Annotated in this window: 24 protein-coding genes and 1 tRNA gene; 11 read left to right on the plus strand and 14 right to left on the minus strand. The window is 72.6% G+C overall.

The annotated features are described in order from the left end of the window. Positions 1-90: 90 nt before the first annotated feature. Genes ACZ6TD_RS24245 through pdhA form a run of 4 tightly spaced genes read right to left on the minus strand, consistent with a single transcriptional unit; the run spans position 91 to position 4,545 of the window. Positions 91-918 (minus strand): NTP transferase domain-containing protein, encoded by an 828-nt coding sequence (locus tag ACZ6TD_RS24245; RefSeq protein WP_471357507.1) that lies wholly within the window; start codon positions 916-918, stop codon positions 91-93. A gap of 29 nt (positions 919-947) precedes the next feature. After that, positions 948-2,354, minus strand: a complete 1,407-nt coding sequence (locus ACZ6TD_RS24250) for a dihydrolipoamide acetyltransferase family protein (RefSeq protein ID WP_471357510.1) — start codon at positions 2,352-2,354, stop codon at positions 948-950. Beyond that, positions 2,351-3,403, minus strand: a complete 1,053-nt coding sequence (locus ACZ6TD_RS24255; RefSeq protein ID WP_471357513.1) for an alpha-ketoacid dehydrogenase subunit beta — start codon at positions 3,401-3,403, stop codon at positions 2,351-2,353. The genes ACZ6TD_RS24250 and ACZ6TD_RS24255 overlap by 4 nt, the downstream gene beginning before the upstream one ends. Further along, positions 3,403-4,545 (minus strand): pyruvate dehydrogenase (acetyl-transferring) E1 component subunit alpha, encoded by a 1,143-nt coding sequence (pdhA, locus tag ACZ6TD_RS24260; protein WP_471341587.1) that lies wholly within the window; start codon positions 4,543-4,545, stop codon positions 3,403-3,405. The genes ACZ6TD_RS24255 and pdhA overlap by 1 nt, the downstream gene beginning before the upstream one ends. A gap of 182 nt (positions 4,546-4,727) precedes the next feature. Here pdhA and ACZ6TD_RS24265 point away from each other — a divergent pair, with 182 nt between their 5' ends. Next, a complete protein-coding gene (locus ACZ6TD_RS24265) occupies positions 4,728-5,216 on the plus strand; it encodes an Lrp/AsnC family transcriptional regulator (RefSeq protein ID WP_137978737.1) in 489 nt (162 codons plus the stop codon). Between the two features lie 47 nt (positions 5,217-5,263). On the opposite strand, the gene ACZ6TD_RS24270 is transcribed toward ACZ6TD_RS24265, so the two are convergent. After that, entirely contained in the window at positions 5,264-5,857 is a 594-nt protein-coding gene (locus ACZ6TD_RS24270) for a TetR/AcrR family transcriptional regulator (RefSeq protein ID WP_471341590.1), read from the minus strand. A 2-nt stretch (positions 5,858-5,859) separates the two neighbouring features. Continuing rightward, positions 5,860-7,377, minus strand: coding sequence for a 3-hydroxyacyl-CoA dehydrogenase (locus ACZ6TD_RS24275; protein WP_471341591.1), 1,518 nt, complete (start codon positions 7,375-7,377; stop codon positions 5,860-5,862). A gap of 129 nt (positions 7,378-7,506) precedes the next feature. On the opposite strand from ACZ6TD_RS24275, the gene paaN reads away from it, so the two are divergent. Next, positions 7,507-9,231, plus strand: coding sequence for a phenylacetic acid degradation protein PaaN (gene paaN / locus ACZ6TD_RS24280; protein ID WP_471341593.1), 1,725 nt, complete (start codon positions 7,507-7,509; stop codon positions 9,229-9,231). A gap of 30 nt (positions 9,232-9,261) precedes the next feature. Here the strand turns inward: paaN and ACZ6TD_RS24285 are convergent, their stop codons facing one another. The 3 genes from ACZ6TD_RS24285 to ACZ6TD_RS24295 are packed head-to-tail and all read right to left on the minus strand — an operon-like array spanning position 9,262 to position 12,042. Further along, a complete protein-coding gene (locus ACZ6TD_RS24285; RefSeq protein WP_471341594.1) occupies positions 9,262-10,041 on the minus strand; it encodes a TrmH family RNA methyltransferase in 780 nt (259 codons plus the stop codon). Between the two features lie 4 nt (positions 10,042-10,045). Next, complete coding sequence (locus ACZ6TD_RS24290; protein ID WP_471341595.1) at positions 10,046-11,278, minus strand: HTTM domain-containing protein; 1,233 nt, start codon at positions 11,276-11,278, stop codon at positions 10,046-10,048. Continuing rightward, positions 11,275-12,042: a DUF5819 family protein gene (locus tag ACZ6TD_RS24295; protein ID WP_471341596.1), complete on the minus strand. Its 768-nt coding sequence runs from the start codon at positions 12,040-12,042 to the stop codon at positions 11,275-11,277. Before ACZ6TD_RS24295 ends, ACZ6TD_RS24290 begins: the two co-directional genes overlap by 4 nt. Before the next feature lie 224 nt (positions 12,043-12,266). Here ACZ6TD_RS24295 and paaA point away from each other — a divergent pair, with 224 nt between their 5' ends. The 6 genes from paaA (at position 12,267) to ACZ6TD_RS24325 (ending at position 17,098) form a co-directional block, all read left to right on the plus strand. After that, a complete protein-coding gene (gene paaA / locus ACZ6TD_RS24300; protein WP_044572512.1) occupies positions 12,267-13,217 on the plus strand; it encodes a 1,2-phenylacetyl-CoA epoxidase subunit PaaA in 951 nt (316 codons plus the stop codon). After that, the gene (gene paaB, locus ACZ6TD_RS24305) at positions 13,214-13,510 is read left to right on the plus strand and encodes a 1,2-phenylacetyl-CoA epoxidase subunit PaaB (RefSeq protein WP_046088802.1); all 297 of its coding nucleotides are present in this window, start codon (positions 13,214-13,216) and stop codon (positions 13,508-13,510) included. The genes paaA and paaB overlap by 4 nt, the downstream gene beginning before the upstream one ends. Continuing rightward, a complete protein-coding gene (gene paaC / locus ACZ6TD_RS24310) occupies positions 13,507-14,208 on the plus strand; it encodes a 1,2-phenylacetyl-CoA epoxidase subunit PaaC (protein ID WP_471341599.1) in 702 nt (233 codons plus the stop codon). The genes paaB and paaC overlap by 4 nt, the downstream gene beginning before the upstream one ends. Continuing rightward, positions 14,202-14,747 (plus strand): 1,2-phenylacetyl-CoA epoxidase subunit PaaD, encoded by a 546-nt coding sequence (paaD, locus tag ACZ6TD_RS24315; RefSeq protein ID WP_471341601.1) that lies wholly within the window; start codon positions 14,202-14,204, stop codon positions 14,745-14,747. The genes paaC and paaD overlap by 7 nt, the downstream gene beginning before the upstream one ends. Then, a complete protein-coding gene (locus ACZ6TD_RS24320) occupies positions 14,747-15,853 on the plus strand; it encodes a 2Fe-2S iron-sulfur cluster-binding protein (protein WP_471341603.1) in 1,107 nt (368 codons plus the stop codon). The genes paaD and ACZ6TD_RS24320 overlap by 1 nt, the downstream gene beginning before the upstream one ends. Positions 15,854-15,949: 96 nt before the next feature. Continuing rightward, entirely contained in the window at positions 15,950-17,098 is a 1,149-nt protein-coding gene (locus ACZ6TD_RS24325; protein WP_471341604.1) for an acyl-CoA dehydrogenase family protein, read from the plus strand. Positions 17,099-17,181: 83 nt separating this feature from the next. Here the strand turns inward: ACZ6TD_RS24325 and ACZ6TD_RS24330 are convergent, their stop codons facing one another. From ACZ6TD_RS24330 to ACZ6TD_RS24345, 4 genes are all read right to left on the minus strand, one after another. Further along, complete coding sequence (locus tag ACZ6TD_RS24330) at positions 17,182-17,535, minus strand: rhodanese-like domain-containing protein (RefSeq protein ID WP_137978727.1); 354 nt, start codon at positions 17,533-17,535, stop codon at positions 17,182-17,184. 43 nt (positions 17,536-17,578) lie between these two features. Beyond that, a complete protein-coding gene (locus ACZ6TD_RS24335) occupies positions 17,579-18,403 on the minus strand; it encodes a hypothetical protein (RefSeq protein WP_471358009.1) in 825 nt (274 codons plus the stop codon). 96 nt (positions 18,404-18,499) lie between these two features. Then, positions 18,500-20,017, minus strand: a complete 1,518-nt coding sequence (locus ACZ6TD_RS24340) for a DUF2252 domain-containing protein (protein ID WP_471341606.1) — start codon at positions 20,015-20,017, stop codon at positions 18,500-18,502. A 210-nt stretch (positions 20,018-20,227) separates the two neighbouring features. Then, positions 20,228-20,605, minus strand: coding sequence for a winged helix-turn-helix transcriptional regulator (locus ACZ6TD_RS24345; RefSeq protein WP_471341608.1), 378 nt, complete (start codon positions 20,603-20,605; stop codon positions 20,228-20,230). Positions 20,606-20,719: 114 nt separating this feature from the next. On the opposite strand from ACZ6TD_RS24345, the gene ACZ6TD_RS24350 reads away from it, so the two are divergent. Beyond that, positions 20,720-21,376, plus strand: coding sequence for an FMN-dependent NADH-azoreductase (locus ACZ6TD_RS24350; RefSeq protein WP_471341610.1), 657 nt, complete (start codon positions 20,720-20,722; stop codon positions 21,374-21,376). 239 nt (positions 21,377-21,615) lie between these two features. Here ACZ6TD_RS24350 and ACZ6TD_RS24355 read toward each other — a convergent pair. Continuing rightward, a tRNA-Leu gene (locus ACZ6TD_RS24355) sits at positions 21,616-21,702 on the minus strand. A gap of 326 nt (positions 21,703-22,028) precedes the next feature. Here ACZ6TD_RS24355 and ACZ6TD_RS24360 point away from each other — a divergent pair. Then, complete coding sequence (locus tag ACZ6TD_RS24360) at positions 22,029-22,874, plus strand: FhaA domain-containing protein (protein ID WP_191069750.1); 846 nt, start codon at positions 22,029-22,031, stop codon at positions 22,872-22,874. Between the two features lie 10 nt (positions 22,875-22,884). Then, positions 22,885-23,406, plus strand: a complete 522-nt coding sequence (locus ACZ6TD_RS24365) for an FHA domain-containing protein FhaB/FipA (RefSeq protein ID WP_471341612.1) — start codon at positions 22,885-22,887, stop codon at positions 23,404-23,406. The last annotated feature ends 36 nt before the right edge of the window (positions 23,407-23,442 follow it).

Raw genomic sequence — 23,442 nt, forward strand, 5'->3', positions numbered from 1 at the left:
CCGGGCCCCGCGATGGCGATTCATTGGCCAGCGCCAGCGCCTCGTCGACCTCGCGGTCGAGCGGGTCCCCGTCCCGGGGGTGGCGAGGTGTCACTGCTCCTCGGCCCAACGCGCCGCCAGCGCCGCGGCCTTCTCGGTGGCGGCGGCCAGCGCCTCGGGGCCGCCGCCCTTCTGGGCCGCGGCGTAGCCGACGAGAAAGGTGGTCAGGGGGGCGGCGGGCCGGGCGACGCCATGTGCGGCGTCACGGGCCAGATCGAGTAGGGCCGCGGTGTCGACATCCAGGTCGATCCCGAGCTCGGCCTTGACTGCGGCAATCCATTCGTCCAACACGTGTCCATGCTCCCTGATGCGCGCTCGAGCCGTGGTGATGTCTTCCCAGGTGTCGCAGTCGAACGACGCGGTGGAGTGCTGGAGGCGGGCCAGGGCCAGCTCGGAGACGAGGAGGCGGAGGGGCAGCCCGCCGAGGCCGCCGTGTTCGGTGGCGAGGAGGGCGATCTCGCGGCGCAGCGGCTCGGCGCGGTAGGCGGCGACAAGGGGCTGCTCACGGCCGTCGGGGTCGATGAGCACGGCCCCTTCGGCGCCCCGGAGACCGGTGAGGAGGGTCTCGACGGTCTCGTGGGTGAGGAAGGGCAGATCGGCGGAGAGGACGAGGACGACCGGAGCCGTGGTCTGCCGGATGCCCGCGTCGACGGCCGCGACCGGGCCGCCGCCGGGGGGCTCCTCCCGGGCCCACCGCACCGGCCGTGCCGTGGGCCTGCGCGGGCCGACGACGACGGTCCGCCCGGCGCCGCGGCATGCGTCCAGCACCCGGTCGAGCAGGGCTCGCCCGCCCACCCGCAGCGCGGGCTTGTCCACCCCACCGAGCCGCCGAGCGGCGCCCCCGGCCAGGATCACTGCGTCATACGCACCTGGAGTCACCCCATGAGTATGGCGCCGCCGCGCATCCGCTACAGCCGCCGCAACAACATCATGGGCTGCTCCACGCAGTCGGCCACGAACCGCAGGAATCCGCCGGCGGTGCCCCCGTCGCACACCCGGTGGTCGAAGGTGAACGACAGCTGCACCACCTGGCACACCGCCAGCTCACCCTGGTGCACCCAGGGCTTCGGGGAGATCCGCCCGACCCCGAGCATCGCCGCCTCGGGGTGGTTGATGATCGGCGTCGAGCCGTCGACCCCGAACACCCCGTAGTTGTTCAGGGTGAAGGTGCCGCCGGTGAGCTGGGCGGGGGCGAGGGTCCCGGTCCGCGCGGCCTCGGTCAGCCGGGCGATCTCCTCGGAGAGCCCCTCCACGGTCCGCGTGTGGGCATCGCGCACCACCGGGACCACCAGACCCCGGTCCGTCTGGGCGGCGAAGCCGAGGTGGACGTCGGGGAGCCGGATGATCTCCCGGCCCGCCATGTCCACCGTGGCGTTGAGCTCGGGGAAGCGCGCGAGGGCCGCCGTGCAGATACGGGCCAGGAGGGCGAGCACGGAGACCTTGGGCCCGTCCCCGGCGTTCATCGCCGCACGGGCGGCGAGCAGTTCGGTGGCGTCGGCGTCCACCCAGCAGGTTGCGTCGGGGATCTCGCGCCGGCTGCGCGCGAGCTTGTCGGCCACGGCGCCCCGCACCCCTCGCAGCGGCACCCGCTCCCCTTCCGGGGCGGGGGGCGCGGCGGGGGCGGGCGCGGCAGGGGCGGGCGCGGCGGGCGCGGGCGCGGCAGGGGCGGGCGCCGCCCCCGCGACCGCTCTTTCGACGTCCGCCCGCAGAATCAGCCCCTCGGGGCCCGAGCCCCTGAGCTGCCGCAGATCGACGTCGTGCTCCCGGGCCAGCCGCCGCACCAGCGGCGAGATCACCGGAAGGGGCCCGGCGGGGGCCGCCGCCGTCTCGCGTACGGGCGGGGCGGGGGCCGCCGCCGTCTCGCGCAAGGGCGCTGCGGGGGCCGCCGCCGTCTCCGGCAGCGGTCCGCCGGGGGCCGCCGTGGGCGTCTCGCGCAGCGGCCCGGGGGAGGGCCGAACGCGGCGGCGCCGCGCGGCGGGACCGGCCGTGCCATAGCCGACCAGCACATTGCCCGACGCCCCGTCGATCGCGCTCTCGGTGACCGGCGGACCGGATCCGTCGTCCGAGCCCTCGGGCACGGCGACCGTGATCAGCGGCGCCCCGACCGGCACCTCCGCACCCTCCTCGCCGTAACGGGCCGTCACCACACCGCCGTAGGGGCACGGCACATCCACCATCGCCTTGGCCGTCTCGACCTCGACCACCGGCTGGTCGACCGCGACCACATCGCCGACCTGGACCAGCCAGCGCACGATCTCGGCGCCGGTCAGCCCCTCGCCCAGATCGGGCAGGGTGAACTCCCTTACGACAGTCATCGGACCGCGCTCCCCTCGGTCCACTCCGACTCCCACTGGAGCCGGGCGACGGCGTCCAGCACCCGGTCCACCCCGGGCAGGTGGTGCCGCTCCAGCATGGGCGGCGGGTAGGGGATGTCGAATCCGGCCACCCGCAGCACGGGCGCCTCCAGATGGTGGAAGCAGCGCTCGGTGACCCGGGCGGCGATCTCCCCGCCGGGCCCGCCGAAGCCCGTGGACTCGTGGACGACGACCGCGCGGCCGGTGCGGAGCACGGAGGCGCACACCGTCTCGTCGTCGAAGGGGACGAGCGAGCGCAGATCGACGACCTCCAGGTCCCAGCCCTCGGCCCGGGCCGCCTCGGCGGCCTCGAGGCACACCGGCACGGAGGGGCCGTAGGAGATCAAGGTGGCGCCGCGCCGACCGCCGCTGCCGGGCCCGCGCACCACCGCGCGCCCGATGGGCGGCACCTGCTCGGGGGCGTCGGCCGACCAGTCGGCCTTGGACCAGTACAGCCGCTTGGGCTCCAGGAAGATCACCGGGTCGTCGGAGGCGATGGCGGCGCGCAGCAACCCATAGGCGTCCGCGACGGTCGCGGGGGCGACGACATGGAGGCCGGGGGTGGCCATGTAGTAGATCTCGGAGGAGTCGCTGTGGTGCTCGACGCCGCCGATGCCGCCCCCATAGGGCACCCGCACGGTGATCGGCATCGGCATCGCGCCCCGGGTGCGGTTGCGCATCCGCGAGACATGGCTGATGAGCTGCTCGAAGGACGGGTAGGCGAAGGCGTCGAACTGCATCTCGACCACCGGCCGCAGCCCGTACATCGCCATGCCCACGGCGGTGCCGAGGATGCCCGCCTCGGCCAGCGGCGTGTCCGTGCAGCGGTCCTCGCCGAACTCCTCGGCGAGCCCGTCGGTGATCCGGAAGACGCCGCCCAGGGTGCCGACGTCCTCGCCGAGGACATGGACGGACGGGTCGGCGGCCATGGCGTCGCGCAGCGCGCGGCCGAGGGCCTGGGCCATGGTGGCGGGCTTACGGGCGGTGTCGGCCCCGACGGCGGTGGTCATCACTCCCCCTTCCCGGCGTCCGCGGCCTCGGCATCGAGCTCGGCGCGCAGCTGGGCCGCCTGCTCGCGCAACTGGCTGGTCCGGTCGGCGTAGACGTGCTCGAAGAGCGCCATGGGGTCGAGGACCGGGTCCTGGTGCATCCGCGTCCGCAGATCGGCGGCGAGCCGCTCCGCGGACTCCCGCGCGGCCCGGACCCCCTCGTCGTCCAGCAGATGGCGGTCCCGCATGGCCTCCTCCAGGAGCGCTATCGGGTCGTGGGCGCGCCATGCCTCGACCTCGGAGTCGGGGCGGTAGCGGGTGGCGTCGTCGGCGTTGGTGTGCGCCTCGATGCGGTAGGTGACCGCCTCGACCAGGGTGGGGCCGCCCCCGCCGCGGGCCCGGCGCACCGCCTCCGCCAGGACCTCGTGGACGGCGGCCGCGTCATTGCCGTCGACGAGGCGGCCGGGCATCCCGTATCCCACCGCCTTGTGGGCGAGGGAGGGCGCGGCGGTCTGCTTGGCGAGCGGGACGGAGATCGCGAAGCCGTTGTTCTGGACGAGGAAGACGACCGGGGCGTGCCAGACGGCCGCGAAGTTGAGGGCCTCGTGGAAATCGCCCTCGCTGGTGCCGCCGTCGCCGACCAGGGCGAGGGCCACCACGTCGTCGCCCTTGAGGCGGGCGGCGTGGGCGAGGCCGACGGCGTGCGGCAGCTGGGTGGCCAGCGGGGTGCACAGCGGGGCGACGCGGTGGGTGTGGGGGTCGTACCCGGAGTGCCAGTCGCCGCGCAGCAGGGTCAGGGCGTCGACGGGGTCGAGCCCGCGGACCACGGCGGCCAGGGTGTCGCGGTAGCTGGGGAAGAGCCAGTCGCGGTCCTCCAGCACCAGCCCGGCCGCGACCTGGCAGGCTTCCTGTCCGGTGGAGGAGGGATAGACGGCCAGCCGGCCCTGCCGGGTGAGGGCGGTGGCCTGGGTGTTGTAGCGGCGGCCGCGCACCAGCTCGCGGTGGAGCCGGGTCAGCAGATCGGGGGAGATGTCGGCGGCAGCGGCGGTGCCCAGCAGGCGGTACGGCTCCGCGTCGGGCAGCAGCGGCGCGGCGTCGACGCGGGGCTGCCAGCCGGGCGGGGGAGTGGGCCGGTAGGCACCGGGCTGCTCAAGGACCGTCATGTCGCGACCTCCTGGGCGTGGCGTACGGCGGGAGGGCGGGGCGTGCCGGGCGGCATCGCCCTCCCCTACCGATTGTTCGGTCGTTGACGCATTTTGGCTACAGGCGACCCGAGCCTGTGGACAAACGGTTCTGCTGCCCCTGAGATGAAGACAGGACGTCCATGAAGGGGAGGCGGGACGATATGCCGGGCGAACAGATGGCCAATCCGGACGGCAAACCCCCGGCGCGCCCACTGGACGCCATCGACCGCGACATCCTGCGTCTGCTCCAAATGGACGGCCGCGCCTCCATACGCTCCGTGGCCGAGCAGGTGCACGTCTCGCGCGCCAACGCCTACGCCCGGATCAACCGCCTGATCGACGACGGAGTGATCCGCGGCTTCAGCGCCCGGGTGGACCAGGAGCGGGCCGGGCAGGGCGCGTCCGCGTACATCACCTTGAAGATCGTCCAGAACTCCTGGCGCACCGTGCGCGAACAGCTCAGGCAGCTCCCCGGGGCCACCCACATCGCCCTGGTCAGCGGGGACTTCGATGTGCTGCTGCTGGTGCACACCGAGGACAACCGCTCGCTGCGCGAGCTGGTCCTCACCCGGATCCAGGCCATACCGGAGGTGCTGAGCACCCGGACGCTGCTGGTCTTCGAGGAGACGGACCTGGACTCGGAGCCGTAGCGGGGGCCGCCGATCGACGGCGTCTCAGGGCACTTCCAGCGGAGCGCTCAGCGCTCCGTGCGCAGGCCCGCGAAGGCCGTACGGACCACGGCCTCGGCCACCTCATGGGAGGTCGCGGCCCCGCCGCGGCCCGGCCGGTACCACTCCACAATGGAGTTGATCATGCCGAAGAGCAGCCTGGTCGCCAGCCGGGCGTCCACGTCGGAGCGCAGGTCGCCGTCGGCCGCCGCCTGCTTGAGCAGCTCGGCCACCTGGTGGTCGAACTCCCGGCGCCGCTCCATGGCCCACCGCTCGGTGTCCGTGTTGCCCCGGACGCGCAGCAGCAGGGTGACGTAGGGCAGCTCCTCCATCAGCACCTCGGCGGTGCGCCGGGCCACGTGCTCCAGCCGCCCGATCGCCCGTCCCTCGCGTGCGGCGGGCTCCTGGAGGATGCCGAACAGCCCGTCCAGGGCACGGCTTATGGCCAGCCGGAGCAGCTCCTCCTTGCCCTTCACATGGTGGTAGATGGAGGACTTGGAGATGCCGGCGGCCCGGGACAGGTGCTCCATGGAGGTGCCGTCGTAGCCGCGCTCGTTGAACACCTCCACGGCGACCGCGAGCAGCGATTCGGGCGTGTAGGTGTCGCGCTTGGCCATGGTCATGATTAGAGCAGTTTCTCATCGGCGGCCGCACGCCGGATCAGCGCCTGGGAAGGGGCGTAGCGGCCGGTCGGACAGGCGTGGTGGAGGTTGCGCAGGGTGTCGCGGACCCAGCGGGCGCCGAGCGCACGCCCCCAGGCCAGCGGTCCGCGCGGGTAGTTGACGCCGGTCAGCATGGCGGTGTCGATGTCCTCGGGGCCGGCCACCCCGCGGGCGACGGCGTCCTCGGCGAAGTCCACGAGCATCGCGACCGTGCGGGCCACGACCATGCCGGGGACGTCCTGGACCACGCTGACCTCCTTACCGAGCGCCTGGAACAGCCCGATCGCGGACCGCAGGGACTCCTCGGGGGCGGCTATGGACCCCGCGAGGGCGACGCGGGTGGCGGTGCGGTAGTCCAGCGCCAGGTCGAAGCGGACCGACGCGGCGAAGGGGTCGTCGGTGGCGGTCGTGCCGTCGGCCAGGGACAGCCGGGTGCCGTCGGGCAGGGTGAGGTGGGCCCCGACGGGCTCGCGGGTCACCGGGATGCCCGCCTCCTCGATGAGGCCGACCAGCCCTTGTGCGGGCCCCAGGTCGCCATGGAGGTCGACCTTGCCGGGCGGCTCGCACGGCTCCGCGGTGTGCGGGGCGGGCCGCCCGGCGCCCTCGGAGTGGTCGTACCAGCCGTGGCCCGTCTTGCGCCCGTGCCGCCCGGAGGCGACGAGCTGCCGCTGGGCGAGGGACGGGGTGAATTTCGGATCGTGGAACAGCGCTTCCCACACGGACCGGGTGACGGCCTCGTTCACGTCCTGGCCGATCAGGTCGGTGAGCTCGAAGGGGCCCATTCTGAAGCCGCCGGACTCGCGCAGCACGGCGTCCAGGGTGGCGGGGTCGGCGGCGCCCTCCTCGTACGCCCGGAACGCCTCGGCGTAGAAGGGGCGGGCGATCCGGTTGACGATGAACCCGGGGGTGTCGGCGCAGCGCACCGGGGTCTTTCCCCAGGCCGCGACGGTGGCCTGGGCACGGTCGGCGGCGGCCTCGTCCGTGGCGGCGCCGCGCACCACCTCCACCAGCGGCATCAGCGGGGCCGGATTGAAGAAGTGCAGACCGAGGAGGCGGCCGGGGCGGCGCAGGACGCCCGCGACGGCGGTGACGGAGAGGGAGGAGGTGTTGGTGGCGAGCAGACAGCCGTCGGAGACCACCGACTCCAGCGCGGTGAACAACTGCTGCTTGGCGTCGAGTTCCTCGAGGATCGCCTCGACCACCAGCTCCGCCTCGGCCAGGTCCGCGAGGTCGGCGACGGGCGCGAGCCGGCCGAGGGCGGTGTCGCGGTCGGCGGCCGTGAGGCGCTCCTTGGCGACCAGCCGGCCGAGCCGGTCCGCGATGGCGCCGACGGCCCGGGAGGCACGGCCGGGCGCGGCGTCGTAGAGCCGCACGGGATGGCCTGCGGCCAGCGCCACCTGGGCGATCCCCTGGCCCATCGTGCCGGTGCCGACGACGGCGACGAGGCCGGCGCGGTCGGTCCCACGGTCGATCGCAGTCATGCCGCAGATCCTTTTCGACGAAGTTGTCCACAGGTTCGCCAGGCCCTCTTGTCCCGACCGATCGTTCGGTTACTCTAACCCTGTCGCCCATTCCAGCCCAGCCCCAGCTCGACGAGGAGTTGGTCAGTCGTGACCGCCGCACTCACCACCGCGCAGTTGACGCAAGAGCACCGCCCCACCCTCGACCAGGCCCTGGAGGCGATCCGTACCCGCGCCTATTGGTCCCCGCACCCCGAGCACCCGAAGGCGTACGGCGGCGAGGGCCAGGGCGGGCGCCCGAGCCTGAGCGTCGCCGAGGGCCAGGCGGCGTTCGAGGCGCTGCGCGGCAAGCGCTTCGAGCTGGACCAGCCGGGCACCGACGGCTGGACGGGCTCCGAGGTCTCCCCGTTCGGAGCGGAGATGGGCATGGAGTATCCGCATCCGGACATCGAGGTGCTCCTCCCGGCGATGCGGGCGGGGATGCCCGCCTGGCGGGACGCCGGTCCCGAGACGCGGGCCATGGTGTGCCTGGAGATCCTGGCCCGGATCGGCGCCCGGTCGCATGAGTTCGCCCAGGCCGTCATGCACACCAGCGGACAGGCGTACATGATGGCGTTCCAGGCCGGCGGCCCCCACGCCCAGGACCGCGGCCTGGAGGCGGTGGCGTACGCGTTCGCCGAGCAGACCCGCACTCCGGGCGCCGCCGACTGGTCCAAGCCGCAGGGCAAGCGCGACCCGCTGCGCCTGCGCAAGACGTTCACGGCCGTCCCGCGCGGTATCGCCCTGCTGATCGGCTGCAACACCTTCCCGACGTGGAACGGCTATCCGGGGCTCTTCGCCTCGCTCGCCACCGGCAATCCGGTGCTGGTCAAGCCGCACCCCCAGGCCGTGCTGCCGCTGGCGCTGACCGTCCAGGTGGCGCGCGAGGTGCTGAAGGAGGCCGGGTTCAGCCCCGATCTGGTGGCGCTGGCCGCCGAGCGGCCGGACGAGGGGATCGCCAAGGTCCTCGCCGTCCGCCCCGAGATCCGCATCATCGACTACACAGGCTCGACCGCCTTCGGCGACTGGCTGGAGACCCACGCCCGCCAGGCCCAGGTCTTCACGGAGAAGGCGGGGGTCAACACGGTGGTGATCGACTCCACCGACGACTACCAGGGCATGCTGGCCAACCTGGCGTTCTCCCTGTCCCTCTACAGCGGCCAGATGTGCACCACCCCGCAGAATCTGCTGATCCCCCGCGACGGCATCACCACCGACGCCGGTCCCAAGACCTATGACGAGGTGGTGGCCGACCTGGCGGCGGCGGTGGACGGGCTGCTGGGCGACGACGCACGGGCGAGCGCACTGCTCGGCGCGATCGTGGGCCCGCGGGTCCAGGAGCGGCTGGAGGCCGCCCCCGGCCTGGGCGCGGTCGCCCTGGCCTCCCGCACGGTGGCCCACCCCGACTTCCCGGGCGCCACGGTCCGCACGCCGCTGATGGTCAAGGCGGACGGCGCGCGGAAGTTCTGGGAGGGGGCGGACGCGGACGCGCCCTATCTGGCCGAGTGCTTCGGCCCCGTCTCCTTCGCCGTCGCCGTCGCCTCCACGGAGGACGCGGTCGCACTGCTGCGCCGGACCACCCGGGACAAGGGCGCGATGACGGTCGGGGCGTACACCACCTCACCGGAGGCGGAGCGGCTGATCGAGGAGGCGTGTCTGGAGGAGTGCGCCCAGCTGTCGCTCAATCTGACCGGCGGGGTGTATGTGAACCAGACCGCGGCCTTCTCGGACTTCCACGGCACGGGCGGCAACCCGTCGGCCAATGCCGCGCTGTGCGACGGGGCGTTCGTGGCCGGCCGCTTCCGGATGGTCGAGGTCCGCCGCCCGGCGGAGTAGCGAGGCCGAGGCTGCGGTGTGCGGGACGTGTCACCGCGCACGCCCCGACCGCCCCGCGCGGTCGGGGCCGCCCCAGTGGAAGAGGGCCATGGCCACGCTGGTGGCCAGGTTGTAGCTGGACACCTGTGGCCGCATGGGGAGGGCCACCAGCCTCGTGGCCCGCTTCCGCAGCTCCGGCGAGATCCCGTGGCGCTCGGAGCCGAAGGCGAGCAGCGCGTCATCGGGGAAGGTCATGGACCGGATGTCCTCCCCCTCCGGGTCCAGGGCGTACAGCGGCCCCTCCGGAAGCGCGTCGCCCGGCAGCCGCTCGACCGCGGTGGCGAAGTGAAGCCCCGCGCCCGAGCGCACGGCGTTCGGATGCCAGGGGTCGATATCGCCGGTGGTGACCACGCCCGTGGCCCCGAACCCGGCGGCGAGCCGGACCACGGCCCCGACGTTCCCCAGGTTGCGCGGGTTGTCCAGGACGACCACGGGGGCCTGCCGGGGTCGCTGGGACAGCTCGTCGAGATTCGCCCGGCGGTCGCGCCGGACCGCCAGGGCGGCGACCCGTGTGGGGTGCACCCTGGGCACCAGATCGCGCAGGGTCCCGGCATCCACCTCCACCAGAAGGTCCGCGATCACCTCGGTGAGGTCGTCGGCCAGGTCCTCGGCGAGTTCCACGGCGGCCGCCTTGTCGCTGGTGACCGCGGCACGCACCTCCGCGCCGAACCGCAGCGCGTGCTTCAGCGCGTGGAAGCCGTCCAGCAGCACGGTGTCGGGGGCCGTCGCGCGCCAGTGCCGTACGGCCCGCGCGGACTCGTCATCGATCATCCCCTCAGCGTACGAGGGTGCCGGCCGGGGATTCCTCGTCGCTCTCCCGCGCTCGCTGCCCCGGCAGCCACACGGCGCGCGCCGCCAGCCGGTCCCGGACCCGGCCCAGCCGCGCCTCGGCCCAGCGCAGGACGTTCGTCGGCAGGAAGACCGAGTCCGCCGCGATCACGGCGAGCGAGAAGAAGGGCAGCCCCAGCATCACGGCGATGCCGAGGTGCTCCATCATCAGCAGGACGAGCATCGCGTTCTTGGCCCGCCGGTTGAGCAGGGTGAACGGAAAGGCCACCTGGACGATGACCGTGCCGTAGGTCAGTACCATCACCAGGGTGCCGCTGGACGCCATGATGTCGGCCAGCCAGGGCCAGGGCGAGAAGTAGTCCAGATGCAGCGGGTAGTAGAGGGCGGTGCCGTCCTGCCAGCGCGAGCCCTGGATCTTGTACCAGCCGGCCGAGGCGTACAGCAGACACACCTCGGCCATGATCACCAGCAGGGCGCCGTTGTGAGCCACATTGGCGAGCGCGTCCAGGACGGTGCGCGGCTCCCCCGGCGCGTAACGCCTGACGAGCCACCACCCGGCCTGGACGAGCCACAGCCCCCACAGGACGGTGGCCCAGCCCAGCCCGGGCAGCGGGCCGTCGGCGGTCAGGGAGAGCCGGGCGTCGGTGAACAACTGCGCCCAGAGCAGGGCGGTCCCGGTGACGGCCCACAGCACGATTCCGGTGGTGTCGCGCGGCGGCCACGCTCGGTCCGCCCGCCGGGCCGCCCGGCGCGCGTCCAGCGACCACACCCGCCCGCATCGGGTCAGCACCAGATACATCGACATCAGATGGATGAGATTGTCGCCGCCGTCCCCCACGAAGATGCTGCGGTTCTGCAGCGACAGCACCCCGATCATGAACAGCACGGACATGGTGCGGGTGCGCCAGCCCACCAGCAGCAGCGCGCTGGAGACGAGGGCGAGGGCGTAGACGATCTCGAACCACACCGTGCTGTCGGACCACATGAGCGCGCTGAAGGCACGGTTGCCGTCGATCAGCCGCGCGGCCATGTCCCAGTTCCACGGGCCGTCCGGCCCGTACAGCTCCCGGCGGTGGGGCCATTCGCGCACCAGGAAGAGCAGCCAGGTGAAGGAGAAGCCGATGCGCACGACGGCGCTCTGCCGGGGGCCGAGCGCGGACGCGGTGACGCGCGCGTAGCCACGCGCCACGGCGGTCTGGAGGCGGGCGGAGGGGGTCACCGGCGCTTCGCCTCCGGGAGGTCGTCGGAGGTCACGGTCCACCACGGCAGCGTGCGGTAGACCGTCTTGGTGTCGATCTTCTCGTCGCTCCAGGGCGGCGGGGCCACCGGAGTGGTCGCGGAGCGCACCTGTATTCGCTCCACGGTGCCGCCGTCCTCCTCGCGGCCGAGGCGGAGCATCACGATCCGGCGGATGTACTGCTCGGAGAGGTTGCCGCGCATGCCCTGCGGCCGCTCCCGCACGTCATGCGAGCCGACGTAGAACTCCCAGGCGCGGCGCAGCTCGTTCTGCTGGGTGTGGCTGGGCAGCGGGTTGTGGTGGATGGCCGCGCCGTCCTGGGCCGAGAGGTCGCGCCAGCCGGTGGTCGCGGTGCCGCCGTCGGCGGTACGGATCTCGGCGCGGGCCTGGACGGCGATGTTCTGCTGAAGCGGGTTGGGGGCGAAGAGCTTCCAGACCCGTTCGAACTCCGGATAGACGTAGTCGTCTATCGCCGCGCCGTGCCGCTTGGTGAGGGTGTTGGGCGGTGAGACGTTCAGGAAGGCCGCCGAGAGATGGATCGCGGCGGCGACGGCGGCGACCGCGATGGCCACCGCGATGATCAGCTGGGCGGGCAGGGAGAGGGTGGTGAGCGGTTCCGCCGCGTCGCCGTCCGGCGCCGATTCCGCCGGTTCCGATTCCCTCGGCTCCGGGTCCGTCGGCTTCCCTTCCCGCGGCTCCGGTCCCGTCGGCTCCCGTTCCGCCGGTTCCGGCTCCGTGTCCGCCATACCCCGCCCCGCTCCCGATGGTCCAGGTCTTCGCGCACGCCGGTCGGCCGCGCGCCCCCGTGGCCCCCACGCCCCCGGCACCGTACCGATGCGGAACCACTCGGCACAGCGTCCTCAGCGTTATCCACAGGGTTGACACCCTACGTTCCTCAGCACACCATTGAACCGAACGATCGGTCGGTAGGCTGGCCGGTCGGCGGAGACGAATGGCGGAGGGGCTTCGCATGACGACGATGGCGGCGGACGCGGGAGCGTACGAGGCGGTGTTCGACGCCGCCCTGGCCGCGGACGAGCGCATCGAGCCGCGCGACTGGATGCCCGATGAGTACCGGGCGACGCTGGTGCGGCAGATGGCGCAGCACGCCCACTCCGAGATCATCGGCATGCAGCCGGAGGCGAACTGGATCACCCGCGCCCCCTCGCTGCGGCGCAAGGCGATCCTGATGGCCAAGGTCCAGGACGAGGCGGGCCACGGCCTGTATCTCTACAGCGCGGCGGAGACCCTGGGCACCAGCCGGGACGAGCTGCTGGACAAGCTCCACAGCGGCCGCCAGAAATACTCCTCGATCTTCAACTACCCCACGCTGACCTGGGCCGACGTCGGCGCCATCGGCTGGCTGGTGGACGGCGCCGCGATCACCAACCAGGTCCCGCTGTGCCGCTGCTCCTATGGGCCCTACGCACGGGCGATGGTCCGCATCTGCAAGGAGGAGTCCTTCCACCAGCGCCAGGGGTACGAGCTGCTGCTGGCCCTGAGCCGGGGCACCGAGGCCCAGCACGCCATGGCGCAGGACGCGGTGGACCGCTGGTGGTGGCCGTCGCTGATGATGTTCGGCCCGCCGGACGACGCCTCGGCCCACTCCGCCCAGTCCATGGCCTGGAAGATCAAGCGCCACTCCAATGACGAGCTGCGCCAGCGCTTCGTCGACATCTGCGTCCCCCAGGCCGAATCCCTCGGCCTCACCCTCCCCGACCCCGAGCTGCGGTGGAGCGAGGAGCGGGGGCATTACGACTTCGGCCCGATCGACTGGGACGAGTTCCGCGAGGTGCTGCGGGGAAACGGGCCGTGCAACGCCCAGCGGATCACCCAGCGGCGCCGGGCCCATGAGGAAGGCGCCTGGGTGCGCGAGGCAGCCGCGGCGTACGCGGCCAAGCACGGGAAGGCACAGGCATGAGCGGCAGCCCGAGCGCCGAGTGGCCGCTGTGGGAGGTGTTCGTCCGCAGCAGGCGCGGACTGTCCCACACCCACGCCGGATCCCTCCACGCCCCGGACGCGGAAATGGCTCTGCGGAACGCGCGGGATCTGTACACCCGCCGCTCGGAGGGCGTCTCGATCTGGGTGGTGCCGTCCGCCGAGATCACCGCCTCCTCCCCGGACGAGCGGGATCCGTTCTTCGAGCCGTCCGCCGACAAGCCCTACCGCCACCCCACCTTCTACGCCATCCCCGAGGGGGTGCGGCACCTATGACCGCGGCCCTCGCCCTGGGCGACGACGCGCTGGTGCTCTCCCACCGGCTGGGGGAGTGGGCCGGGCACGCCCCCGTGCTGGAGGAGGAGGTGGCGCTCGCCAATATCGCCCTCGACCTGCTCGGCCAGGCCCGGGTGCTGCTCTCCCTCGCCGGCGACGAGGACGAGCTGGCGTATCTGCGCGAGGAGCGGGCGTTCCGCAACGTCCAGTTGGTCGAGCAGCCCAACGGGGACTTCGCCCGGACCATCGCCCGTCAGCTCTACTTCTCCACCTATCAGGAGCTGCTGTACGAGCGGCTGGCGCGCGGCACCGGCCCCTTCGCCCCGCTCGCCGCCAAGGCGGTCAAGGAGGTGGCCTACCACCGCGACCACGCCGAGCACTGGACCCTGCGGCTCGGCGACGGCACGGACGAGAGCCATGAGCGGATGCGGCGGGGGCTGGACGCGCTCTGGCGGTTCACCGGTGAGCTCTTCGAGCCGGTCGAGGGGTGCGAGGTGGAGTGGCACACCCTGCACGACGCCTGGCTGACCCGGATCACCTCGGTCCTGGAGCGCGCCACCCTGGCGGTGCCCGAGGGGCCGCGGCGCGGCGGCTGGGCGGCCGGAGCCGGGCGCCAGGGCATCCACACCGAGCCGTTCGGCCGGATGCTCGCCGAGATGCAGCATCTGCACCGCAGCCACCCGGGGGCGGCATGGTGACGCCCAGGCCCGCCGCGGCGCCCACACCTCCCGCGTCCGGCGCCGACCTCACCCCGCTCGAGGAGGAGCTGCTGCGGCTGGCCGGATCCGTGCCGGACCCGGAGCTGCCGATGGTGTCCCTGGCCGAGTTGGGGGTGATGCGCGGGCTGCGGCTGCTGGGGCCGGGCCGGGTCGAGGTCGAGCTGACCCCCACCTACACCGGCTGCCCGGCGCTGGAGTCGATGGCCACCGATATCGAGCGGGTGCTCCACGACCACGGTGTCCCCGAGGTCGCCGTGCGCACGGTCCTCTCCCCGCCCTGGACGACGGACGCGATCAGCGCCGAGGGCCGCCGCAAGCTGGCGGAGTCCGGCATAGCGCCGCCCGCGCCGCGCGACGCGACGGCGGGCGGCCCGGTCCCGGTGACCCTGGCGGTGCGCTGTCCGCACTGCGGCTCGACCGAGACCGAGCTGCTCAGCCGCTTCTCCTCCACCGCCTGCAAGGCGCTGCGCCGCTGCGCGGCCTGCGGTGAACCGTTCGACCACTTCAAGGAGTTGTGATGGCCGCGGAGGCGGTGAAGCGGGTCACGCCCCGCCACGGCGCGTTCCACCCGCTGCGGGTGGCGGCGGTCGACCGGCTCACCGATGACGCGGTGGCGGTCACCCTTCTGGTACCGCCCGCGCTGCGGGAGACGTTCCGCTTCGCGGCGGGGCAGCACATCGCGGTGCGCCGGTTCGCCGATGGCGCGGAGATCCGCCGGACGTACTCGATCTGCACCCCGGCCCCGGGTGCGAAGGGCCCGGAGTTCCTGCGGATCGGGGTGCGGCTGGTCGAGGGCGGTGAGTTCTCGACCTATGCCCTCAAGGAGCTGGCGGTCGGCGAGGTCATGGAGGTCATGGCCCCGGCCGGCCGTTTCGTCCTGGAGCCCCGCCCCGGCCACTTCGCGGCGGTCGTCGGCGGCAGCGGTATCACCCCCGTGCTGTCCATCGCCGCCACACTGCTCGGCCGGCAGCCCGAAGCGCGCTTCTGTCTGATCCGCAGCGACCGCACCGCGGCCTCGACGATGTTCCTGGAGGAGGTCGCCGACCTCAAGGACCGCTGGCCCGACCGGTTCCAGCTGGTGTGCGCGCTCTCCCGGGAGGAGCAGCAGGCCGGGCTGGTCTCCGGGCGGCTCGACGAGGAGCGGCTGACCGGGCTGCTCCCGGCGCTGCTGCCGGTCGCCTCGGTGGACGGCTGGTTCCTGTGCGGGCCCTACGGTCTGGTGCGCGCCGCCGAGCGGGCGCTGCGCGGCCTCGGGGTCTCCCGCGGCCGGGTCCATCAGGAGATCTTCCATGTGGACGCGGCCCCCACCGAGGGTGTCCCCATACCGGGCCCGCCCCTGGCCACCTCGCACAGCTCGGTCACGGCGACCCTGGACGGCCGCTCGGGCACCTGGCCGGTCCAGGACGGGGAGCCGCTGCTGGAGACCGTGCTGCGCAATCGGTCCGACGCGCCGTACGCGTGCAAGGGCGGAGTCTGCGGCACCTGCCGGGCCTTCCTGGTCTCCGGCGAGGTGCGGATGGACCGGAACTTCGCGCTGGAGCCGGACGAGGTGGAGGCGGGCTATGTGCTGGCCTGTCAGTCCCATCCGGTGGGCGAGCGGGTGGAGCTGGACTTCGACCGCTGACGGGCCACCGGGCGCGGCAGCGGCGTTCCCTTCTTGTAGAAGCTGTTCTATCTTGACGGGCCGTCAGATAAAGCCGCGGCGCGGGAGGTACGGACAGTGGACTTCACCTTCACCGAGGAGCAGCAGGCGGCCGTCGAGGCGGCGAAGGCCGTCTTCTCCTCCGTCACACCGGACAGCGTGCCCAGCCCCGCGCTGACCGCGGGCGCCGTCGCCGACGACTTCGACCGCGCGCTGTGGCGGAAGCTCGCCGAGGGCGATCTGCTGGGCCTGACCCTCGACCCCCGGTACGGCGGCTCGGGCCTGGACCCGCTCGCCCTCTGCCTGATGCTGCGGGAATGCGGCCGGGTGCTGGCCCGGGTGCCGCTGCTGGAGTCCAGCGCCGCCGCACTGGCCGTGCAGCGCTACGGCGGGGACGAGCTGTGTGCCGACGTGCTGCCCCGGGCCGCCCGCGGCGAGCTGGTCCTCACCGCGGCCGCCAGCGGCCGCACCGGCCATGGCCCGGCCGAACTCGCCGTCCAGGCACGGCGGAACGGCGAGGGCTGGGTGCTGGACGGCGTCCAGACCGCGGTCCCCTGGGCCCATGGCGCCGATCGCGTGCTGATCCCGGCCCATACCGGTGAGGGCGGTACGGTCCTCGCCCTGGCCCCCCGCGACCATGAGGGCGTCGCCCTCGAGGAGCAGATCTCCACCAGCGGTGAGCGGCAGGCCGAGGTCCGGCTGGACGGGGTGCGGCTCGCCGACCGCGAGGTGCTGACCGGGGACGGCGCCTGGGAATGGCTGCGCGATCTCCTCACCACCGGCACCTGCGCCCTCGCGCTGGGCCTCGGCTCGGCGGTGCTGGACCTCACCAGCTCGTATGTGAGCAAGCGCGAGCAGTTCGGCTTCCCGCTCGCCACCTTCCAGGCGGTCGCCGTGCAGACCGCCGACCGCTATATCGATCTGCGGGCCATGGAGGCCACGCTGTGGCAGGCGGCCTGGCGGCTGTCCCTGGACGAGGAACGGCCGACGGTGAACGGGGCGCTGCCCATCGCGGGAGATGTCGCCGTCGCCAAGATCTGGGCCGCCGAGGGCATGCGCCGCGTCGTCCAGACCGCCCAGCATCTGCACGGCGGCTTCGGCGCGGTCACCGACTACCCCCTGCACCGCTACCACGCCTGGGGCAAGCAACTGGAGCTCTCGCTGGGATCCGCCGCAGCCCATGAAGAGGCCCTGGGCGAACTCCTCGCCGCCCACCCCCTCGCCTGATCGCCGGCCACTCGACCGACGCCCGCCCCTCGCCTGATCAGCGCGCCCCGGCGAGTCAGCAGGGAAGATCAGTAGGGAAACTTCTAGAGCACAAAGGCCCCTTCGGCGGTGCCGTCGGGGCCGCTCACCATCGGCCGGCCCGCCGCGTCCCAGGCGAGCATCCCGCCGTCCACATTCACCGCGTCCAGCCCCTGCGCGACCAGATACTGCGTCACCTGCGCGGAGCGGCCGCCGACCCGGCACATCACATGCACCCGGCGCCCCTCGCCGGCCGCCGCGGTCAGCTCGTCGAACCGCGCCACGACCTGGCCCATCGGGATGTGCAGCGCGCCCTCGACATGCCCGGCCGCCCACTCGTCGTCCTCCCGGACGTCCAGCAGAAGGCCATCGGCCGGGACCGCCGCCGCCTCCACCTGGGGAAGCTGGGCAAAATGCATCGGACACACCTCTCACACGACATCGGCAACTGCGGCAAACCTACTACCGCACCAGCTCCGCGAGCCGGGCCTCCTTCTCCGCGGCCTGGGCCAGCAGCTGCTCGGCGATCTCGTCCAGCAGCCCATCGGGGTCCTCGGGCGCCATCTTGATCATCGCGCCGATCGCGCTCGACTCCAGCTCCGCGGCGACCGCGGCCAGCATCTCCTTGCGCTCGGCCAGCCACTCCAGCCGGGCGTAGAGCTCCTCGCTGCGGCTCGCCCGCCGCTCCGGCGGCGGCGGACCGGCCTCCCACTCCTCGGCCAGCGCCCGCAGCGCCTCCTCGTCCCCGGCCGCGTACGCCGCGTTGACCCGCACGATGAAGGCACCGCGCCGCTCCCGCTCGGCCTCCTCCTCGGCCAGATCCGGATGGGCCTTACGGGCCAGCTCCCGGTAGATCCGGCGGGCCTCCTCGCTCGGCCGCACCCTCGGCGGCGGCTGCACGGGCCGCTCGGTGAGCATCGCGGCCGCCTCCGGCGAGAGCCCTTCCGAGTCGATCCAGCCGTGGAACAGCTCCTCCACACCCGGCATGGGCTGCACCAGCCCCCGCGCCTCACGGGCCTTGCGGAGGTCCTCCGGATCGCCGGTGCGGGCCGCGACCGCCTCGGCGATCAGCGCGTCCAGCTCGTCGAGACGCGAGTACATCGGCCCGAGCCGCTGGTGGTGCAGCCGGGAGAAGTTCTCCACCTCCACCCGGAAGGTCTCCACCGCTATCTCGAACTCGATCAGCGCCTGCTCGGCCGCGCGCACCGCCCGCTCCAGCCGCTCGGCGGCCTGAGCCTCCTCCTGCGACCGGTCGTGCGACTCCGCCTGGGGCTCCGCGTCCGACACCGACTGCCGTGCCTGTTGCTGCGCTTCCGGATTCGTCACCCGCTCAGACTACGTCCGGCGGTGATCGGCGATGGAGGTCACACCCCCGCCCGTGCCTCACACCCCCATCTCGGCCGCTATCCGTCCCTTGCGCACCGCCATGACCAGCGCGGAGTGATCCGCTTCCGTGCGATCCGCGTACGCCACCGCGAAGGCGGCCACCGCCTCGTCCAGCTCCTCCCCCTTGCCGCAGTAACCGGCCAGCATCCGGGGGTCCGCGCTGTGGGAGTGCGCCCGGGCGAGCAGGGCCCCGGTCATCCGCCCGTAGTCGTCCATCTGGTCCGCGGCCAGGGCCGCCGGATCCACGCTTCCCTTGCGGTTGCGGAACTGCCGCACCTGGTAGTGCCGCCCCCGCACCGTGGTCCACCCCAGCAGGATGTCGCTGACCACCTGCATCCGCTTCTGGCCGAGCACCACCCGCCGCCCCTCGTGTGTGACATCCGGCACCTCGAAGCCGGCCTTGGCCACATGCGGCAGCAGCGCGGAGGGGCGCGCCTCCTTCACCTGGAGCACCAGCGGCTCGCCCCGGTGGTCGAGCAGCAGCACCACATAGGAGCGGGTGCCCACGCTGCCCGTGCCGACGACCCGGAACGCCACATCGTGCACCTCGTACCGCGAGAGCAGCGGCAGCCGGTCCTCCGGCAGCGTGCCCAGATACCCGGCGAGCGACGAGGCCACCGCCGCCGCCTCCTCGTCCGGCACCCTGCGCAACACCGGCGGCGCGTCCACGAAGCGCCGGGCCACCGGCCGGCCGGAGGAGCCCTCCTCACCCGGCACGGGCTCGGTGGCCCGGGCGGCGTACCGCGCGCTGGTGTTCCGCCGGGCCTTCTCGGAGATCCGCTCCAGCGTGCCCACCAGGTCCTTGGCGTCCGTGTGGGAGACCAGCTCCTCGTCCGCGATCGCGTTCCACGCCTCCGTCGCCGGGAGCTTGGCCAGCAGTCGCACCGTGCGCCGATAGGCACCCACCGCGTCCTGGGCGGCCGCCCGGCAGGTGTCCTCGTCGGCGCCCGCCTCCCGGCCGGCCAGCACCAGCGAGACCGCGAGTCGCTTCACGTCCCACTCCCACGGACCGTGGACGGTCTCGTCGAAGTCGTTGAGATCGATGATCAGGCCACCGCGCGCATCTCCGTAGATCCCGAAGTTGGCGGCGTGGGCATCCCCACACAGCTGGGCCCCGATACCGGTCACCGGCGTGGTCGTGAGGTCGTGCGCCATCAGCCCGGCGGCCCCGCGCAGAAAGGAGAAGGGGGTCGCGGCCATCCGCCCCACCCGGATCGGGGTGAGCTCCGGCAGCCGCCCGGCGTTGGACCGCTCGACCGCCGCCACCGGATCCGGCCGCCCGGTGTCCCTCGGCGGCTCGGCGTGCGCCGAGCGTGGCACGCTCTTGCGCAGTGCCTTGCCCTGCTGCCGGGGAGAGGGCCCCGCACCGTGCCACACGGCGAAGCCCGGAACCGGAGACAGCCGCCGGGCCGCCCCGCCCGCGCCATCCCCGCCGCTCGGCCCCCGCTCGCCGCTGCCGTCGCCCCGGCCGCCCTCGCCGCTTCCGCCGCCCTCAGCACTCCGGTCGTCCGTCATCGCGCCCCCGCCCTTCTCGCACACGACATCGACTGCATCGACTGAGCCGACCGTACCCCCTGTCGCCCCACCCCGTCAGAGCCTGTGGAAAACCTTGACGATCATGACGAAACCCCAGATCAGAAGGCGAACCCCACGTCAGAAGCGGGTCCCGGATCAAAAGGCGCTCCCCGGATCAGAAGGCGGGTCCCAAGCCGGAAGGTGTCCGGCTCAGCCCCGGAACTGCTTCGGGCAGTCCTCGCCGCCCGAGGGCAGGTGGTTCTCCGCCCACCGCGACAGCTCCTTCAGCGCGGGCTCCAGCGCCTTCCCCGCGTCCGTGAGCCGGTAGGCCACCCGCAGCGGCGGCCCGGCGTCGACCTCCCGCACCACCAGCCCCGCCGTGGAGAGCTCGGTGAGCCGGTCCGACAGCATCCGCTCGCTGATCCCCGGAATGGCCCGCCGCAGGTCGGCGAAGTACGCCCCCTGCTCCGTCAGCACGGCCACGATCAGCCCCGTCCATCGCTTGCCGAACAGTTCGAAGAACCGCGTCATCTCGCCGTCGACCTGCTTGCAGGCATGCTCGTTGTGGTCCCCACGATCCTTCGCCATGGAATACAGACTACTGCGCTCTCGTTCGGGACTACGAAAAAGTAAGCTACTGTGCCTTCTGTAGGTACGTAGGTATTACTGGCTCCTTCCCGAGCCTTGTCACTGGAGGCATCCATGCCGACTCTTCTGCACCTCGACACCTCCGTCTTCCCCGGTGAAGCCTCCGCTTCCCGCTCGGTCACGGCCACCTTCCGCAAGGAATGGGAAGCCCAGCACCCGAACGGCACGGTGATCTATCGCGACCTGGCCGCCGAGCCGCTGCCGCACCTGGACGGCCTCGCGGCCGCCGCCGGTTTCGCCGCTCCCGACCAGCGCTCCCCCGAGCAGCACGCGGCCTTCGCCCTGCGGGAGACCCTTGCCGGCGAGCTCGAGCAGGCCGACGTGGTCCTGATCGGCGCCCCCATGTACAACTTCACGATCCCCTCCACCCTCAAGGCGTGGCTGGACCACGTGATCATCATGGGCCGCACCGCGGGCGCCGAGCAGACCACCACCTCCGGCACCCCGGCGGTCGTCGTCGCCAGCCGCGGCGGCGGTTACGGTCCGGGCACTCCGCGGGAGAGCTTCGAGTTCGTGACGAACTACCTCGGGAAGGCCCTGGGCGACGGCCTCGGCCTCGATGTCACCTTCGTTGTGCCGGAACTCACGTTGGCGCGCAGCAATCCGGCCATGGCCGACCTGGTCGACCTCTCGGACGCCTCCAAGGCGAAGGCCCACGAGGACGCCGCGGCCAAGGCCAAGGAGCTCGCCACCCGCTTCGCCGCCGCCTGATCCGACCGACCCGCCCGACCCGTCTGATCCGGTCCCACCGGACATCGAGCAGCAGGGGCCTCCTCTTCCCCGGGTGGCCCCTGCCGTTTGTCCGGGGGACCCAGGAGGTTGTCCGCGGGACCCAGGAGATCGTCCTGGAGGAGACCCAGGAGGCGCCCGCCGCCAACGCGAAGCCGTCGCACAACGCGAAGCGGGCCCCTCCGAGCGACTTTCGTCACTCCGGAGAGACCCGCTCCGACTGGTGCGCGAGGGGGGAGTTGAACCCCCACGCCCTTTCGGGCACTGGAACCTGAATCCAGCGCGTCTGCCTATTCCGCCACCCGCGCATGGGTGCTGCCGTCCGGCCGCCTGCCCCACTCCCCAGCCCGATCTTCTTGATCCGTCCGGTTCGTGCGGAGCGCCTTCCGACATCCAGAACACTAGCACGCTCCTCGGGGTGCAATCACACCCGTTACCGAGGCCCCCGCCCCCACCCGTCCGTAGAGCGTCACGGTTGCGGGACACTGTCGTCAGGGCACCTCTACGATCCCTGTGAGAGGTGACACTGCTCCACAGGGCCAGGAAGGGGAACCACCCGATTTCCCGACGCGTGGATACGATCAGTAAGCAGTACCAGGACGACGCAGAGCACGACTGAGGAAGGAGGTGCCCGGTGGGAGTACTGAAACGCTTCGAGCAGCGTCTCGAGGGCCTCGTGAACGGCACCTTCGCCAAGGTGTTCAAGTCCGAGGTCCAGCCGGTCGAGATCGCCGGCGCACTCCAGCGCGAGTGCGACAACAACGCCACGATCTGGAACCGCGACCGGACGGTCGTCCCCAACGACTTCATCGTCGAGCTGAGCGCGCCCGACTACGAGCGGCTCAGCCCGTATTCCGGACAGCTCGGCGACGAGCTGGCCGGTATGGTCCGCGACTACGCCAAGCAGCAGCGATACACCTTCATGGGCGCCATCAAGGTGCATCTGCAGAAGGCCGAGGACCTCGACACCGGCCTGTACCGGGTGCGCAGCCGGACCCTGGCCTCCAGCGAGTCCCAGAGCCCGGAGCAGGCGGCGGGCCGCCCCGGCGCCGGAGCAGCCCCGCAACAGCGCCCCGGCGGTTACGGCTACCCCGCCCAGCCCGCCGGCGCCCCGCCGATGCCGTCCACGCCCCCCGGCGCCCGTCCGGCGCCCCGCGGCGGCGGAGCGGCGGCCGGCGTCGGAGCCCAGCCGCAGGGCCAGACCCGCCGCTGGATCGAGATCAACGGCACCCGCCACCAGATCTCCCGGCCCACGCTCGTCCTGGGCCGCTCCACCGACGCTGACGTGCGGATCGACGATCCCGGTGTCTCCCGCAGACACTGCGAGATCCGGGTCGGAACCCCACCGACCATCCAGGATCTCGGGTCGACGAACGGCATCGTGGTGGACGGACAGCACACCACGCGCGCTACGCTCCGCGACGGCTCGCGGATCGTCGTGGGCAGCACCACCATCGTTTACCGGCAAGCCGAAGGGTGAAGCGGGGGCAATGTCAGAGCTGACCCTCACGGTCATGCGGTTGGGTTTCCTCGCCGTACTGTGGCTGTTCGTCATCGTGGCCGTCCAGGTCATCCGCAGCGACCTGTTCGGGACCCGCGTGACCCAGCGCGGTTCGGCGCGACGCGGCGCCCCCGACCGGCCGCAAGCCCAGCAGCAGCGGCAGCAGAGCGCGCCGCCGCAGCAGCGCCAGCAGTCCGGGGGCCGCGGCCGCCGCGGTGCCCCCACCAAGCTGGTGGTCTCCGAGGGCACGCTCACCGGCACCACGGTCGCCCTGCAGGGGCAGACCATCACCCTCGGCCGTGCGCACGATTCAACAATCGTGCTGGACGACGACTACGCCTCCAGCCGGCATGCCAGGATCTACCCGGACCGTGACGGCCAGTGGATCGTCGAGGATCTCGGGTCCACCAACGGCACCTATCTCGACCGGACCCGACTCACCACACCGACACCGATTCCGCTGGGTGCGCCGATCCGTATCGGCAAGACCGTCATCGAGCTGCGGAAGTAGTAGGACCATGACGACCGGAGGGTGGGCAGCGTGGTT

The organism is Streptomyces yongxingensis, from assembly GCF_055597465.1.

What these genes read in the sequence shown, in the direction of transcription:
- ACZ6TD_RS24270 (WP_471341590.1), bottom strand. Translation starts at nt 5,857, where the DNA reads ATGACCATGGCCAAGCGCGACACCTACACGCCCGAATCGCTGCTCGCG.
- ACZ6TD_RS24320 (WP_471341603.1), top strand. Translation starts at nt 14,747, where the DNA reads ATGGCCGCGGAGGCGGTGAAGCGGGTCACGCCCCGCCACGGCGCGTTC.
- ACZ6TD_RS24295 (WP_471341596.1), bottom strand. Translation starts at nt 12,042, where the DNA reads ATGGCGGACACGGAGCCGGAACCGGCGGAACGGGAGCCGACGGGACCG.
- ACZ6TD_RS24345 (WP_471341608.1), bottom strand. Translation starts at nt 20,605, where the DNA reads ATGGCGAAGGATCGTGGGGACCACAACGAGCATGCCTGCAAGCAGGTC.
- ACZ6TD_RS24365 (WP_471341612.1), top strand. Translation starts at nt 22,885, where the DNA reads ATGTCAGAGCTGACCCTCACGGTCATGCGGTTGGGTTTCCTCGCCGTA.
- paaB (WP_046088802.1), top strand. Translation starts at nt 13,214, where the DNA reads ATGAGCGGCAGCCCGAGCGCCGAGTGGCCGCTGTGGGAGGTGTTCGTC.
- paaD (WP_471341601.1), top strand. Translation starts at nt 14,202, where the DNA reads ATGGTGACGCCCAGGCCCGCCGCGGCGCCCACACCTCCCGCGTCCGGC.
- ACZ6TD_RS24285 (WP_471341594.1), bottom strand. Translation starts at nt 10,041, where the DNA reads ATGATCGATGACGAGTCCGCGCGGGCCGTACGGCACTGGCGCGCGACG.
- paaC (WP_471341599.1), top strand. Translation starts at nt 13,507, where the DNA reads ATGACCGCGGCCCTCGCCCTGGGCGACGACGCGCTGGTGCTCTCCCAC.
- pdhA (WP_471341587.1), bottom strand. Translation starts at nt 4,545, where the DNA reads ATGACGGTCCTTGAGCAGCCCGGTGCCTACCGGCCCACTCCCCCGCCC.
- ACZ6TD_RS24275 (WP_471341591.1), bottom strand. Translation starts at nt 7,377, where the DNA reads ATGACTGCGATCGACCGTGGGACCGACCGCGCCGGCCTCGTCGCCGTC.
- ACZ6TD_RS24350 (WP_471341610.1), top strand. Translation starts at nt 20,720, where the DNA reads ATGCCGACTCTTCTGCACCTCGACACCTCCGTCTTCCCCGGTGAAGCC.
- ACZ6TD_RS24330 (WP_137978727.1), bottom strand. Translation starts at nt 17,535, where the DNA reads ATGCATTTTGCCCAGCTTCCCCAGGTGGAGGCGGCGGCGGTCCCGGCC.
- paaA (WP_044572512.1), top strand. Translation starts at nt 12,267, where the DNA reads ATGACGACGATGGCGGCGGACGCGGGAGCGTACGAGGCGGTGTTCGAC.
- ACZ6TD_RS24265 (WP_137978737.1), top strand. Translation starts at nt 4,728, where the DNA reads ATGCCGGGCGAACAGATGGCCAATCCGGACGGCAAACCCCCGGCGCGC.
- ACZ6TD_RS24255 (WP_471357513.1), bottom strand. Translation starts at nt 3,403, where the DNA reads ATGACCACCGCCGTCGGGGCCGACACCGCCCGTAAGCCCGCCACCATG.
- ACZ6TD_RS24340 (WP_471341606.1), bottom strand. Translation starts at nt 20,017, where the DNA reads ATGACGGACGACCGGAGTGCTGAGGGCGGCGGAAGCGGCGAGGGCGGC.
- ACZ6TD_RS24250 (WP_471357510.1), bottom strand. Translation starts at nt 2,354, where the DNA reads ATGACTGTCGTAAGGGAGTTCACCCTGCCCGATCTGGGCGAGGGGCTG.